Origin of the sequence: Pseudomonas fragi (assembly GCF_900105835.1) — a bacterium.
GTDB lineage: Bacteria > Pseudomonadota > Gammaproteobacteria > Pseudomonadales > Pseudomonadaceae > Aquipseudomonas > Aquipseudomonas fragi.
Genome location: NZ_LT629783.1, coordinates 4,203,336 through 4,217,712, shown reverse-complemented (window position 1 = coordinate 4,217,712; position 14,377 = coordinate 4,203,336). Strand labels below are relative to the sequence as shown.

Annotated in this window: 10 protein-coding genes and 2 pseudogenes; 7 read left to right on the top strand and 5 right to left on the bottom strand. The window is 61.4% G+C overall.

The genetic code is table 11. From position 1 onward, the window contains the following. Positions 1-498 precede the first annotated feature (498 nt). Together BLU25_RS19420 and hmpA are read right to left on the bottom strand one after the other, a co-directional pair. Positions 499-1,008 (bottom strand): disulfide bond formation protein B, encoded by a 510-nt coding sequence (locus BLU25_RS19420; RefSeq protein WP_016779551.1) that lies wholly within the window; start codon positions 1,006-1,008, stop codon positions 499-501. A gap of 240 nt (positions 1,009-1,248) precedes the next feature. Further along, positions 1,249-2,421, bottom strand: a complete 1,173-nt coding sequence (gene hmpA / locus BLU25_RS19415; protein ID WP_083369782.1) for an NO-inducible flavohemoprotein — start codon at positions 2,419-2,421, stop codon at positions 1,249-1,251. A 154-nt stretch (positions 2,422-2,575) separates the two neighbouring features. Here hmpA and norR point away from each other — a divergent pair, with 154 nt between their 5' ends. From norR to BLU25_RS19400, 3 genes are all read left to right on the top strand, one after another. Beyond that, positions 2,576-4,120, top strand: a complete 1,545-nt coding sequence (norR, locus tag BLU25_RS19410) for a nitric oxide reductase transcriptional regulator NorR (protein ID WP_083369781.1) — start codon at positions 2,576-2,578, stop codon at positions 4,118-4,120. A 164-nt stretch (positions 4,121-4,284) separates the two neighbouring features. Next, positions 4,285-5,184 (top strand): chemotaxis protein, encoded by a 900-nt coding sequence (locus tag BLU25_RS19405; RefSeq protein WP_029611248.1) that lies wholly within the window; start codon positions 4,285-4,287, stop codon positions 5,182-5,184. 5 nt (positions 5,185-5,189) lie between these two features. Further along, a complete protein-coding gene (locus BLU25_RS19400; protein WP_016779547.1) occupies positions 5,190-5,663 on the top strand; it encodes a GNAT family N-acetyltransferase in 474 nt (157 codons plus the stop codon). Here the strand turns inward: BLU25_RS19400 and BLU25_RS24010 are convergent. The 3 genes and pseudogenes from BLU25_RS24010 to BLU25_RS19390 all read right to left on the bottom strand — a co-directional run. Continuing rightward, positions 5,660-6,652, bottom strand: a pseudogene (locus tag BLU25_RS24010) (methyl-accepting chemotaxis protein); the annotation flags it as partial. The gene BLU25_RS19400 and the pseudogene BLU25_RS24010 sit on opposite strands and share 4 nt — an antisense overlap. Positions 6,653-6,964: 312 nt before the next feature. Further along, a pseudogene (locus BLU25_RS24005) lies at positions 6,965-7,246 on the bottom strand (PAS domain-containing protein); the annotation flags it as partial. A gap of 151 nt (positions 7,247-7,397) precedes the next feature. Further along, a complete protein-coding gene (locus tag BLU25_RS19390) occupies positions 7,398-7,625 on the bottom strand; it encodes a hypothetical protein (RefSeq protein ID WP_029611247.1) in 228 nt (75 codons plus the stop codon). 250 nt (positions 7,626-7,875) lie between these two features. On the opposite strand from BLU25_RS19390, the gene BLU25_RS19385 reads away from it, so the two are divergent. Genes BLU25_RS19385 through BLU25_RS19370 form a run of 4 tightly spaced genes read left to right on the top strand, consistent with a single transcriptional unit; the run spans position 7,876 to position 14,149 of the window. Then, entirely contained in the window at positions 7,876-9,021 is a 1,146-nt protein-coding gene (locus tag BLU25_RS19385) for an efflux RND transporter periplasmic adaptor subunit (protein WP_016779544.1), read from the top strand. After that, positions 9,018-12,122 carry a multidrug efflux RND transporter permease subunit gene (locus BLU25_RS19380; RefSeq protein WP_016779543.1) on the top strand — a complete coding sequence of 1,035 codons (3,105 nt, stop codon included), beginning with the start codon at positions 9,018-9,020 and terminating at the stop codon, positions 12,120-12,122. The genes BLU25_RS19385 and BLU25_RS19380 overlap by 4 nt, the downstream gene beginning before the upstream one ends. Beyond that, a complete protein-coding gene (locus tag BLU25_RS19375; RefSeq protein WP_016779542.1) occupies positions 12,103-12,777 on the top strand; it encodes a heavy metal response regulator transcription factor in 675 nt (224 codons plus the stop codon). Before BLU25_RS19380 ends, BLU25_RS19375 begins: the two co-directional genes overlap by 20 nt. After that, a complete protein-coding gene (locus BLU25_RS19370; protein ID WP_050901270.1) occupies positions 12,752-14,149 on the top strand; it encodes a heavy metal sensor histidine kinase in 1,398 nt (465 codons plus the stop codon). Before BLU25_RS19375 ends, BLU25_RS19370 begins: the two co-directional genes overlap by 26 nt. Positions 14,150-14,377 lie beyond the last annotated feature (228 nt).

The following is a 14,377-nucleotide window of genomic DNA, read 5'->3' as shown; positions in this document are numbered from 1 at the left end:
TTCAGTGCGGGCGATTGTAGTTAGGTAGCTCTCTATAAACCACGTCTCATTCGGAAATAATTCTTCTCGGCCACGGTAACAATCCCCACCTATTATTACGCCCCGCGTTGAAACGCCCCTCAAAATCAGGGCTGTAGCACGCCACAACCCCTCAATCAGAACGCCCCTTTTTAGCGCATCCCGCCTCCCCCCGAACCCGCTTAAACGCCCAAATAAAAAGGGCTTGAGCCAATTTGCATGGAGTCTCTCCAGGCACTTTTCAACCCTTCCCCCAGCGTCAAAACACCTCAGGCGTGTTACACAAAGTCATACCTTTAAAAGACCGCTTGTCAGACAAAGGCACGGCCTGCGACACGCCGTCCGTGACAATATGTCGCAGTGTCGCACACCCATTTTCGACGCTCGGCTCACACCCTCTTTACATTTATGTACGGACAAAAAAACGCCCCGCACATCCAGAAGAAGAACGAGGCCGCCTGAACACAATTTAGCCGTTGCTCAGCTCGATTTGCTCCGGTTGCGATAGATGCCCAGCGGCACCAGCACGGCGGTCAGCACAAAGGCCACCAGCGCCCACTGCGCCAGCGACAGGCCGAGTACCGGCGGGTAGGGCGTTGAGCAAAAGCCGTCGACCTGAAATCCCAAAGGGAAGATCGCCGCCAGCGGCAGGCCGTCGACAATCGGCTGCAAGGCATCAAGACCGCAGCTTACTGCCGGATTGGCGAGGATATACACATGACGCCCGGCAGCAATGATGCCGCCAATGGCGCTCAGCACCACCAGCACTTCACATACCGTAAGGCTGCGCCGGCTCGGCATGGCCGCACCGATAAAAGCAAAGATGGCGATCAGCAACAGGGCATAGCGTTGCAGGATACACAGTGGGCACGGTGCTTCACCGAGCACGATCTGCATATAGAGTGCACCGCCAATCAGCGCCAGGCAGATCAGCCCGAGCAGGACCAGGAAGCGCTTCTCCCGACCCAGTTGCAACATGTCATTGGTCATCCCGCGTCCCTTAGCCTGTTTATGTGTAAGGCGTACAGTTTACACCCAGACCGGATGCCTGGATGTATCTGAACGTTACAGGGAAAGTGTCGCAGGGGGATTAAACGATGCAACTACTTCGGCTATGCACGACCTGTGGGAGCCGGGCTTGCCCGCGATGGCATCGACATGGCCTGCCTGACAGGCCGCGTGGTCTGCATCGCGAGCAAGCCCGCTCCCACCTATCCCCGCGAATAAGCCTTAGTTCAGCTCTGCCGCCGGGCCGAAGAACTCGTAGCGGCTTTGCTGCTCCGGCACACCCAGGGCTTTGAGGTGGCGCTTGACCGCGCCCATAAAGCCTTTTGGCCCCAGGAAGTAGGCATCCAGGTCACGCTCTTGCGGCAACCATTGTGCCAGCACGTCCTCCGTTAAAAGGCCTACATGATTTGCAGATTCGTCCTGCTCGTCGTAGCAGTAAAAACGCTGCAGTTGCGGGTGCTGGGCAGCCAGTTCATCGACCCAGGTGCGGAAGGCATGCACATCGGCATTACGGGCACAGTGGATAAAATGGATCGGGCGCTTGGTTGCCAGCGCCGCTTCAAGCATCGCCAGCGTCGGGGTAATACCCACGCCACCGCTGATCAGCACCAGCGGTTTGTCGCTGTCAGTCAGGGTGAACTCGCCTGCAGGCGGGAACAGCTCCAGGGTGTCGCCCACATTCAAACGGTCATGCAGGAAGTTTGACACCACCCCACCTTTCTCGCGCTTGACGCTGATCCGGTAGCGCCCCACCTGGGCCAGTGCGGACAGGGAGTAGTTGCGGCGCACTTCTTCACCATCGATCATCATTTTCAGGCCGATATACTGGCCCGGGGCGAAATCGAGAATCGGCTGCTGGTCGACCGGGCGGAAGTAAAACGAGGTGATTTCAGCGCTTTCTTCAACCTTGGCTGCCAGTTTGAATTCACGCCCGCCACGCCAGCCACCCGGAGCCGCGGCTTTTTCGTCGTAAATGGCCGCTTCGGCACCAATCAGGATATCGGCCAACTGGTTATAGGCTGCGCCCCAGGCACTGAGCACTTGCGGGGTGGCGATGTCGCTGCCCAGCACTTCCTCGATGGCCCGCAACAGGCAGCTGCCGACAATCGGGTAGTGTTCGGGAAGGATTTGCAGCGCAACATGCTTGTTGATGATCCTGGCTACCAGGTCGCCCAACTGGTCGAGCTGATCGATATGCCGCGCATACATCAGCACACCGGTGGCCAGTGCACGCGGCTGGTCGCCGCTGGCCTGGTTGGCCGGGTTGAACAATGAGCGCACTTGCGGGTATTCCGAGAGCATCATGCGATAGAAGTGTGTGATCAGCCCTTCACCGCCGCTTTCCAGCAGTGGCACGGTGGATTTTACGATGGCACGATCCTGAGCAGTAAGCATAAGGGTGACTCCTGAGCACGTAGGCTTTAACAATTACCTTTTACATATCAGTTTCCGTGCCAACTATTTAAGCCTTTAAAAACAAGTACTTAAATAATATATAGTCATTATGACTCATGCTGACTTATAGTCTTAAAGACTACACGAGGTCAAAATGACTGCAAAACTGCTGCTGACCACCCTACTGCCGCTGGTGGACGATCTGTCCCGCGACCTGCCCGAGGGCGAACGCTATCGGCGCCTGCTGCATGCCTTGCGCACCCTGCTGCCCTGCGACGCCGCAGCCCTGCTGCGACTGGACGGCGAATGGCTGGTGCCGCTGGCCGTCGACGGCTTGAGCCTGGATACCCTGGGGCGACGCTTCAAAGTCAGCGAGCACCCGCGCTTTCAGGCGTTGCTCGCCAGCCCCGGGCCCACCCGTTTCCCCAGCAACTGCGAGCTGCCTGACCCCTATGATGGCCTGGTCGACGGGCTGGCCGAGCACCTGGAGGTCCACGACTGCATGGGCTGCCCGCTGTTTGTCGAAGAGCGTCCCTGGGGCCTGCTGACCCTCGACGCACTGGACTCCAAACGCTTCGAACCGGTCTCGCTGGATGACCTGCAGGCCTTTGCCAGCCTGGCTGCGGCCACGGTCAATGTGGCTCAGCGCATCGAGCGCCTAGCGTTGCGGGTTGAGGATGAACGACAAAAAGCCGAACTCTATCGACAGGCCAACGATTCGCCCAACAAGGAGCTGATTGGCCAGAGCAAGGTGCATAAACGCCTGCTTGAAGAAATCGCCCTGGTGGGTGGCAGTGACCTGACGGTCTTGATTACCGGCGAAACCGGGGTCGGCAAGGAACTGGTGGCCCAGGCCATTCATGCCGCCTCGCCACGCGCGGACAAACCGCTGATCAGCCTTAACTGCGCGGCCCTGCCCGACACCCTGGTGGAGAGCGAGCTGTTCGGCCATGTGCGCGGCGCCTTTACCGGCGCCACCCAGGATCGACGCGGCAAGTTCGAGTTGGCCAATGGCGGTACGCTGTTTCTCGACGAGGTGGGCGAGCTGTCGCTGACCGTGCAGGCCAAGTTGCTGCGGGTGCTGCAAAGCGGGCAGTTACAGCGCTTGGGCTCGGACCAGGAACACCGGGTTGATGTGCGCCTGATCGCGGCCACCAACCGCGACCTGGCCGAAGAAGTGCGCAGCGGCCGTTACCGGGCCGACTTCTACCATCGCTTGAGCGTATACCCGCTCAGGGTGCCGGCCTTGCGTGAACGCGGCCGCGATGTGTTGCTGCTGAGCGGCTTCTTTCTGGAACAGAACCGCTCGCGCATGGGCCTGGGCAGCTTGCGCCTGAGCCCAGACGCCCAGGCGGCGCTGGTGCAGTATTCGTGGCCGGGCAATGTTCGCGAGCTGGAACACCTGATTGGCCGCAGCGCCCTTAAAGCGCTGGGCAATTGCAGCACGCGGCCACGGATTTTGACCCTGACCGCGGCGGATCTGGACTTGCCGACCTCCAGCGCCAGCGCTGCGGTGATCGAGCCCCAGAGCGTGCCGGACGCCGCGGGCGACTTGCGCCAGGCCACCGAAAACTACCAGCGCCAATTGATCAGCGCCTGCCTCGAACGCCATCAGCACAACTGGGCCAGTGCGGCACGGGAGCTGGGGCTGGACCGGGCGAATCTGGGCAGAATGGCCAAGCGCCTGGGCTTGAAATAACCCCGACCTGTAGCCGCTGACGAGGCACGAGGCTGCGATGGGTTGCCCCCCGGCCCCAAGCGGTGGTCCTGCGGCCCACATCGCAGCCTCGTGCCTCGTCAGCGGCTACAGGATTCTTTATTCACGCCGATAACCCTGTATCGCTCCCACCACAGAAGATTTTTATGTCATCGAACAATGCCCGCGCAGATTCACTCTCCCTCCTGCTCTTCACTCTGCGCAGCGGCAAGTTGTTGGCGATCAACCTGCTCAAGGTCAGCGAAATCATTCCCTGCCCGCCACTGACCAAAATGCCCGAATCCCACCCCAACGTGAAAGGCATCGCGGTGTTGCGCGGCGCGTCACTGTCGGTGATCGACCTGAGCCGTGCCATCGGTGAGCAACCGCTGCTCGACCCCGATGGCGGCTGCCTGATCGTCACCGATGTCAGCCGTTCCAAGCAGGGGCTGCATGTGCAGGCCGTCAGCAAAATCGTGCACTGCCTGAGCACCGATATCCGTCCACCGCCCTACGGCTCCGGCAAGCGCTCCTACATCACCGGCGTGACCCAGGTCGACGGTGTGCTGGTGCAGGTGCTGGATATCGAGAAAGTCATCCACGGCATCGCCCCGGCGAAAGTTGAAAGCACTGGCGAAACCCTCAGCAAGGAAGAGTCAAAGTTGCTGGCCAATGCCCGCATTCTGGTGGTCGATGACAGCCAGGTAGCGCTGCAGCAGTCGGTAATTACCCTGCGCAACCTGGGCCTGCACTGCCACACCGCGCGCAGCGCCAAGGAAGCCATCGAGCGCTTGCTGGAGCTGCAAGGCACACCGGACCAGATCAACGTGCTGGTGTCAGATATCGAAATGTCCGAAATGGACGGCTACGCCTTTACCCGCACCGTGCGTGACACTCCGGACTTTGCCCACCTGTATGTACTGCTGCACACCTCGTTGAACAGCGCGATGAACAGCGAAAAAGCGCGTCTGGCCGGGGCCAATGCGGTGTTGACCAAGTTCTCTTCGCCGGAGCTGACCCAGTGCCTGATCCTCGCCGCGCGCACGGTGGCCGAGCAAGGTTTCTGAGCATAATGAGCGACTACTGCCTGTTGCTGCGCAAGGACCTGCGCAAGCCATTGCCCGCCGCGCAGTGGCCGGAAGGCTTTAGCCTGGTGACACTTAGCGAGGCGTTAATGCAACCCGTGCATGCCCTGCTGTGCCTGGGTTACGCCGACGGCCGGGGCAGCGTCGAACCCTTGCATAGCTGGCAAAACGACCTGCTGCATGACGCCGAGTACGACCCGCAGCTGTGTTTTGTCATCCTCCATGAAGGCCAGGTGATCGCGGTGGCTCAAGCCTGGACCAGCGCTTACCTCAAGGACCTGGTGGTGCACCCGCATCATCAGGGTCAGGGCCTGGGCAGCGCGCTGCTGAGCCATGTGTTCGAAGTGTTCCGCCAGCGCCATGAGGCCTGCGTCGACCTCAAGGTCATGGAACACAATCACAGGGCCCGGCGCCTTTATGAGCAGCACGGCATGGCCCTGATCCGGCGCGAAGCGCTTTAGCGCCGGGTCTGCCAGAACTCCTGCGCCAGCGAGCGCAGGCTTGCAGCCAGGTCGGCCACATCCCCCGAATGGCGATGGCTTTGCTGGCCGGCATCCACCGTCACCTCGCAGGCACTGCGGATCCCGGCGATATTGCGGTTGATGTCTTCGCTAACCACACTTTGCTCCTCGACCGCGGCGGCGATCTGAACGCTCATCTCGGTGATTTTCTGCACTTGCAGGCTGATCCCGTCCAGCGCACAACTGGCCATCTGCGTTTGGTTAACGCTGTTTTGCGCATACTCACTGCTTTGCTGCATCACCTGCACCGCCGCCTGCGCGCCTTCTTGCAGGGCACTGATCATGGCCTGGATTTCACAGGTCGATTGCTGCGTACGCTGGGCCAGGCCGCGCACTTCATCGGCCACAACGGCAAAGCCACGGCCCTGGTCGCCCGCCCGTGCCGCCTCGATGGCAGCGTTGAGCGCCAGCAGGTTGGTTTGCTCGGCAATACTGCGGATCACCTCCAGCACCGAGGAAATATCGCTGCTGTGGCTTTGCAGGTGATGCACCACCTCGGTGGCCCGTTCCAGCTCCGATGCCAGGTGCTGCACCGTGCTGCGGCTTTGCATCACCAGTTGGTGGCCTTCACGGGTTTCGATCTGCACCTGGTCGGCGGTTTGCGAGGCCTGCTGGGCATGGGTTGCAACCTGCGCCACGCTGGCCGCCATTTCGTTGATGGCAGTGGCCACCTGGTCGGTCTCAAGCTGTTGATTCAAGGTGCTGGCATGGCTGCTTTGCAAGTGCTGAACCAGCTCGCCGGCGTGCCCGGCCAGACGCTGCGAGGCATCGCCGATACGCCCCACCACCGCGCCGACCTGCGCCTCCAGCATATGCAGGGCAAACTCGATCTGGCCGAATTCATCACGGCGCCCGGTATAAATCTGCTGGCTCAAGGGGTTGTCGCCCACGTCTTTGGCGCGACGGGTCAAGGCATGCAAAGGCCGCAGCATCCAGGCGATGGCTGCCGAACTCAACAGACTGCCCAGCAACCAGATCACCAGCCCGGCCCGGGCATCGACGCTGGCCAGCAACAGCGTGCCCACGGCGCTGACGGCGCCAAAGACAGCACTCACAAACAACCCCAGCTTGCCACCCAGCCCCAGGCGCAACCCCACCGGCAGCCACGGCTTGCGCCCCGCACGCAGGGCGGCGTAATGCGCCTCGGCAACCGCGACCCGCTCGGGTGCAGGCTGGGTGCGCACGGATTGGTACTCGACGGTTTCGCCGTTTTGCATGACCGGCGTGACATAGGCGCTGACCCAATAATGGTCACCGTTTTTACAGCGGTTTTTTACCATGCCCATCCACGAACGCCCGGCCTTGAGGGTCTGCCACATATGGCTGAAGGCGGCGGCGGGCATGTCGGGGTGGCGTAGCAGATTGTGCGGGGAGCCCAGCAACTCGCTCAGCTCGTAGCCGCTGACCTGGATAAAGTCAGGGTTGGCGTAGGTGATGGTACTGTCGAGATCGGTGGTGGAGAGGATATTGGCGTCGGGGGCAAAATCAACGGATCGGCCGGTAATCGGTAGATTGATTTTCATGTCAGGCGCGCTCGGATTGTTAGGAAGAGTCGGCAGGGTCGTCGACTCTAAGCGCACCTATTAAGCAAATACTGATCTGGCGCATGACTAAATGAGTTAATCAGGCCTGAACAAACACTAATGGCATATTGCCACTTTTTGGGGCATTAAATCAGCGCTTACCCATGGTTTTACGGGTGCCATGAGGCGGAGCGTTAGGGGTTTTATCGTGACCGCCGAGGCCGCTTTTCTGGTAGTACGCCTTGCCCTGGGACTTGGCCTTGGCAAACTCGGAAGGCTTGAACGGGAAGGTGAACGCAGGGATTACCGGTTTTTCCGGGGTATCGAGGTTCTCGGCGCTCACGTCATCAGGAGCGGTCGTTGGTGTAGGAGAAGTCATGAAAGCTCCGAAATACGGGAAATAAACAGGCCAAGTGGCGCAATGCCGCGCAGTATACCTGCGCACCCAGTATGCGTTGCACTCGCTGGTCGTAAAAAAACAATGATGTAGCAGCTGCCGAAGGAACGAGGCAGCTGCTACGAATCTCAAAACTGTCAGTAATGTCAGTTAGCCGTCACTGTACTGACCGGGTCCGCACGCTATAACCCTTATACAAGCCCTTACTCCACGCACACGGCGCTTATCCCGCATGCCCAATAAAACCAAAAAAATCTTGCTGGGCACACTGGTGCTTGCTCTTATCGGCGGCGGTATCTGGTGGTTGAGCCGCCCTGCTCCCGGAAAATCAGTGGCTGGTGCACCCATACCGGTGCGGGTTGCCCATGTGCAGCAACAGGATGTACCGCGCTATATCAACGGGATTGGCGCCGTACTGTCGCTGCACAGCGTGATCATCCGCCCGCAGATCGACGGCATCCTCACTGATATTCGGGTCAAGGAAGGCCAGACGGTCAACGCGGGCGACCTGCTGGCGACACTCGATGACCGCTCAATCAAGGCCAGCCTCGATCAGGCCAGGGCCCAGCTGGGGCAGAATCAGGCACAGCTGCAAGTGGCACTGGTCGACCTCAAGCGCTACCAGTTGTTAAGCGTGGACAATGGTGTGTCCAGGCAAACCCTCGATCAGCAACAAGCCCTGGTCAATCAGCTCAAGGCTTCGGCACAGGGTGACCAGGCAACCATTGCGGCAGCGCAGGTGCAGTTGTCCTATACGCAAATACAGTCTCCGGTCAGCGGGCGCGTGGGCATTCGCGCAGTGGATGCAGGCAATTTCTTGCGGGTCAGCGATGCCCAGGGGCTGTTTTCCGTGACCCAGATCGACCCCATTGCCGTGGAGTTCTCCCTGCCCCAGCAGCAATTGCCCCTGCTCCACGAGCTGCTTATGGCCAAGGAGCCGGCCCGGGTCAAGGCCTTTATCGGCAATGCCGACAACAGCGCCACGCCACTGGGCGAGGGCCGTCTGAGCCTGATCGACAATCAGGTCTCGGCCACCACCGGTACGATCAAGGCCAAGGCCCAATTCGACAACCCCACGCAAAGCCTGTGGCCTGGCCAACTGGTCAATGTCGAGATCCAGACCGGCCTGCAGCGCGACGCGCTGGTGGTGCCACCGCAGGTGGTGCAGCGCGGGCTGGATAATTACTTCGTCTACCGGGTCAGCGGCGACAAGGTAGAAACCGTCCCGGTGCAACTGACATTTCAGGACACCGAGCTGAGCATCATCACCGGCGTAAACCCCGGCGATGCGCTGGTCAGCGATGGCCAGTCGCGGCTCAAGCCCGGCTCGCGGGTTGAAATCCTGAGCGAGCCAACGGCCGCCCGGGTGCAGCCATGACCCGCAGCCGCTCGCTGTCCGCCTGGTGTGTCGATCACCCGGTGGCCACTGTACTACTGACCTTCGCCCTGGTGCTGGTGGGGCTGATTGCCTTCCCGCGACTGCCCGTGGCGCCCTTGCCCGAAGCGGAGTTCCCAACCATCCAGGTGTCGGCGCAACTACCCGGCGCCAGCCCGGACACCATGGCCTCATCGGTGGCCACCCCGCTGGAGGTGCAATTCAGCGCCATCCCCGGCATGACCCAGATGACCTCCAGCAGCGCCCTGGGCTCGACCACCCTGACCCTGCAATTCACCCTCAACAAAAGCATCGATACCGCCGCCCAGGAAGTACAGGCGGCGATCAACACCGCGTCCGGCAAACTGCCCAAGGACATGCCCACGCTACCGACCTGGAAGAAGGTCAACCCGGCCGACAGCCCAGTGCTGATCCTCAGCATCAGCTCGCTGCAAATGCCCGGCACCGAGCTGAGCGATTACGTTGAAACCCTGCTGGCCCGGCAAATCAGCCAGATCGACGGCGTGGGCCTGATCAATATCACCGGCCAGCAGCGCCCAGCGATCCGCGTGCAGGCCTCGGCCGACAAACTGGCCGCCATCGGCCTGACCCTCGCCGATATCCGCCTGGCCATTCAGCAAACCAGCCTCAACCTGGCCAAGGGCGCGCTGTATGGCCCGTCGAGCATCTCCACGCTGTCGACCAACGACCAGTTGTTCGACGCCGATGAATACGGCCAGTTGATCGTCTCGTACAAGGACGGCGCCCCCGTGCAGTTGCGCGACGTGGCACGGGTTATCAACGGTTCCGAGAACGACTATGTGCAGGCCTGGTCGGGCCATCAGCCGGGGCTCAACCTGGTGATTTCGCGCCAGCCGGGGGCCAATATCGTCGACACCGTGGACCGTATCCAGGCCGCCCTGCCCGGCCTGCAGGCGATGCTCCCGGCCTCGGTCGAGGTCACGGTGCTGAGCGACCGCACCAAGACCATCCGCGCCTCCCTGCATGAAGTGGAAATCACCCTGCTGATTGCCGTGCTGCTGGTGATTGCGGTGATGGCGCTGTTCTTGCGCCAGTGGTCAGCCACCCTGATCGTGTCGGCAGTGCTCGGTGTATCGCTGATCGCCAGTTTCGCACTGATGTATGTGCTGGGCTTCAGCATCAATAACCTGACGCTGGTGGCGATTGTGGTGGCCGTTGGGTTTGTGGTCGACGATGCCATCGTGGTGGTGGAGAACATCCACCGCCACCTGGAGGCTGGCGAAAGCATGCGCGACGCGGCGATAAAGGGCGCCAGCGAGATCGGCTTTACCGTGGTATCCATCAGCTTCTCGCTGGTGGCGGCATTTATCCCACTGCTGTTTATGGGCGGGGTGGTCGGGCGCCTGTTCAAGGAGTTCGCCCTGACCGCGACCTCGACCATCATGATTTCGGTGCTGGTATCACTGACCCTCGCGCCGACCCTGGCCGCGCTGTTTATGCGCGCACCGGTACACCAGCCTGATGCCAAACCGGGCTTTGGCGAGCGTCTGCTGGCCCTGTATGAAAAGGGCCTGAAGCGGGCCCTGGCGCACCAGCGGCTGATGCTGGGGATTTTCGCCGTGACCCTGGGCATGGCCATCGCCGGTTATGTGCTGATCCCCAAGGGTTTCTTCCCGGTGCAGGACACCGGCTTTGTGCTCGGCACCACCGAGGCGGCATCCGACATTTCATTCCCGGACATGACGCAAAAGCATCTGGCGCTGGCCGGGATCATCGGCAACGACCCGGCCGTGCAGGCGTTCTCCCATGCCGTGGGCGTGACCGGCAGCAACCAGACCATCGCCAACGGCCGCTTCTGGATTGCCCTCAAGGACCGTGGCCAGCGCGATGTCTCGGCCAGCGAGTTTATCGACCGCATCCGCCCGCAACTGGCCAGGGTCCCCGGCATCGTGCTGTACCTGCGCGCGGGCCAGGACATCAACCTCAGCTCCGGCCCCAGCCGCAGCCAGTATCAATATGTGCTCAAGAGCAACGACGGGCCGACTCTCACCACCTGGACCCAGCGCCTGACCGAAAAACTGCGCGCCAACCCGGCCTTTCGCGACCTTTCCAACGACCTGCAACTGGGCGGCAGCATCACCCATATCAGCATCGACCGTAATGCCGCGGCCCGCTTCGGCCTGACGGCCACCGATGTCGACGAGGCGCTGTACGACGCCTTCGGCCAGCGTCAGGTCAATGAGTTCCAGACCGAGACCAACCAGTACAACGTGATCCTGGAAGTCGACGCGCAGCAGCGCGGCAAGGCCGAGAGCCTCAATTACTTCTACCTGCGCTCGCCGCTGACCGGGGATATGGTGCCGTTGTCAGCCGTGGCCAAGGTCGATGCGCCCGTCAGCGGGCCGTTGTCGATCAGCCATGACGGCATGTTCCCGGCTGCCAACCTGTCGTTCAACCTCGCGCCCGGCGTGGCCCTGGGCGATGCGGTGCTGATGCTCGATCAGGCGAAAAACGATATCGGCATGCCAAGCACCATCAGCGGCAATTTCCAGGGCGCGGCCCAGGCATTTCAAAGTTCACTGGCCAGCCAGCCGTGGCTGATCCTCGCGGCGCTGGTGGCGGTGTACATCATTCTGGGGGTGCTGTACGAGAGCTTCGTGCACCCGCTGACGATCATCTCCACCCTGCCTTCGGCCGGGCTTGGCGCGCTGCTGATGCTGTGGATATGTGGCCAGGACTTTTCGATCATGGCGCTGATCGGGCTGGTATTGCTGATCGGTATCGTCAAGAAAAACGGCATCCTGATGATCGACTTTGCCCTCGATGCCCAGCGCACCCGTGGACTGAGCCCCGAAGAGGCCATCTATCAGGCGTGCCTTACACGGTTTCGGCCGATCATCATGACCACCCTGGCTGCCCTGCTCGGCGCCTTGCCGCTGATGCTCGGCTACGGCTCCGGCGCCGAACTGCGCCAGCCACTGGGGATTGCCGTGGTCGGCGGGCTGCTGGTGAGCCAGGCGCTGACGCTGTTTACCACGCCGGTCATATACTTGTGGCTTGAGCGACTGTTCCATCGTTCCAAACCGATCACTGAGGCGGGTCATGCGCGTTCTGATTATTGAAGATGAAGAAAAAACCGCCGACTACCTGCACCGCGGGCTGACCGAGCAAGGCTATACGGTGGATGTGGCCCGCGATGGCATCGAGGGGCTGCACCTGGCGATGGAGAGTGATTACGCGGTGATCGTGCTCGATGTCATGCTCCCGGGGCTCGACGGCTTTGGCGTGCTGCGGGCCTTGCGGGCGCGTAAGCAAACCCCGGTGATCATGCTCACCGCCCGTGAGCGGGTCGAAGACCGGATTCGCGGCCTGCGCGAAGGCGCCGACGATTATCTGGGCAAACCGTTTTCGTTTCTCGAACTGGTCGCCCGCCTGCAAGCCCTGACCCGTCGCAGCGGCGGCCACGAGCCGGTGCAGGTGAGCGTCGACGACCTGTGGATAGATTTGATCAGCCGCAAGGCTACCCGCGCCGGCGCCCGCCTGGACCTGACCGCCAAGGAGTTCTCGCTGCTCAGCGTACTGGCGCGGCGCCAGGGTGAAATCCTGTCCAAGACCGCCATTGCCGAGATGGTCTGGGATATCAACTTCGACAGCGACGCCAACGTGGTCGAAGTAGCGATCAAGCGCTTGCGCGCCAAACTCGACGGGCCATTCGAGCACAAGCTGCTGCACACCATTCGCGGCATGGGCTATGTGCTGGAGCGGCGCAGTGTTTAAGCGATTCACGGCCTTGAACTCCATCGCCCTGCGTTTGAGTGCGATGTTCGCCCTGGTGGCGTTGCTGGTGTTTGTATTGATCGGCGGGGCGCTGTACCAGCAGGTCGACAAAAGCATCGGCCGCCTGCCTGAAGCAGAGCTGGATGCGCGCTACAGCGTGCTTGAGTCATCTATCAACCGCTACGGCAACCCCGAGCACTGGGCCAAGATGAGCGCCAAGCTCAAACTGCTCAGCGAAGAGGACAAACGCATCCGCTTTTGGGCAATCAGTTCAGACCCGGCTTATGAGTACGGTAACCCCGAGGCCGCCGTGCGCAAATTTGCCCAAGGGCCAGTGGGCGTGCGCGACTTGCACCTGCCCGGCGAGGCTTACCCGTTCAAGGTGCTGAGCAGCGAAATACCCGCCAGGGAACAGCGCCCGGCCCTGCGCTTTCTGATTGCCATCGATACCCAGACCTTTCGCCAGACCCAGCATCACCTGCTGATTGCGCTGGTTAGCCTGGCGAGCATCGGCGTGCTGCTGGCCTCATTGCTCGGCTACTGGGTGGCGCGCATCGGTCTCAAGCCACTGGTCAAGCTGTCTGAGGCCGCACAAAAACTGGCACCGCCGCACTTGTCCGGGCGCTTGCACCTGGCGCCCCTGGCGCCGGAGCTGGACCAACTGGTCAGCGCCTTCAACTCGACCCTGGACCGCGTGGAGCAGGCCTGGACCCGGCTGGAGTCGTTCAATGCCGACGTGGCCCATGAACTGCGCTCACCACTGACCAACCTCATCGGCCAGACCCAGGTGGCGTTGACCCGCGGGCGCTCGGCCGAGCATTACTTTGAGGTGCTGCAATCCAACCTTGAAGAGCTGGAGCGGCTGCGCAACATCATCAACGACATGCTGTTCCTGGCGAGCGCCGACCAGGGCAGCAAGGCCAGCAAACTGACCAGCGCGTCCCTGGCTGACGAAGTGGCGACGACCCTGGAATACCTGGAGTTCATTCTTGAGGACGCCCGGGTTGTGGTGCAAGTCAGGGGCGATGCGCGGGTCAATATCGAAAAAGCCCACCTGCGCCGGGCGTTGATCAACCTGCTGAACAATGCCGTGCAGCACACCGAGGCCGGGCAAGTGATCGAGGTCCTGATCGAGCAAACCGCCGGGCAGGCCACGATCAGCGTGAGCAATCCGGGGCAGCCGATTGCCGGGGAGCACTTGCCGCGCTTGTTCGAGCGTTTCTACCGGGTCGACGCCGCCCGCCACAACAGCGGCGCCAACCACGGGCTGGGGCTGGCCATCGTCAAGGCGATTGCACAGATGCATGGCGGCGAGGTGTTTGTACGCAGCGCCGGCGGGCGCAATACGTTCGGGTTGTATTTGCCGACGTGACCTGTAGCCCTGTAGCAGCTGCCGAGGAACGCAGGCTGCGTCCGGCGGCGAAGCCGTCGTAAGGTCAGACTCCACGTTTTTCCTGAAAAAACGTGCATTCAGGATTTACGAGCGCTTCGCACTCGATCGCAGCCTGCGTTCCTCGGCAGCGGCTACACGGCTATACGTCTAAACCGCTGCTTTGCGCATTTGTTACCCAAAACGCAAAAGTCCTTGTCGAAAACATGG

Coding starts and splice junctions, on each gene's coding strand:
- BLU25_RS19420 (WP_016779551.1), bottom strand. CDS start 1,008: ATGACCAATGACATGTTGCAACTGGGTCGGGAGAAGCGCTTCCTGGTC.
- hmpA (WP_083369782.1), bottom strand. CDS start 2,421: ATGCTTACTGCTCAGGATCGTGCCATCGTAAAATCCACCGTGCCACTG.
- norR (WP_083369781.1), top strand. CDS start 2,576: ATGACTGCAAAACTGCTGCTGACCACCCTACTGCCGCTGGTGGACGAT.
- BLU25_RS19405 (WP_029611248.1), top strand. CDS start 4,285: ATGTCATCGAACAATGCCCGCGCAGATTCACTCTCCCTCCTGCTCTTC.
- BLU25_RS19400 (WP_016779547.1), top strand. CDS start 5,190: ATGAGCGACTACTGCCTGTTGCTGCGCAAGGACCTGCGCAAGCCATTG.
- BLU25_RS19390 (WP_029611247.1), bottom strand. CDS start 7,625: ATGACTTCTCCTACACCAACGACCGCTCCTGATGACGTGAGCGCCGAG.
- BLU25_RS19385 (WP_016779544.1), top strand. CDS start 7,876: ATGCCCAATAAAACCAAAAAAATCTTGCTGGGCACACTGGTGCTTGCT.
- BLU25_RS19380 (WP_016779543.1), top strand. CDS start 9,018: ATGACCCGCAGCCGCTCGCTGTCCGCCTGGTGTGTCGATCACCCGGTG.
- BLU25_RS19375 (WP_016779542.1), top strand. CDS start 12,103: ATGCGCGTTCTGATTATTGAAGATGAAGAAAAAACCGCCGACTACCTG.
- BLU25_RS19370 (WP_050901270.1), top strand. CDS start 12,752: ATGTGCTGGAGCGGCGCAGTGTTTAAGCGATTCACGGCCTTGAACTCC.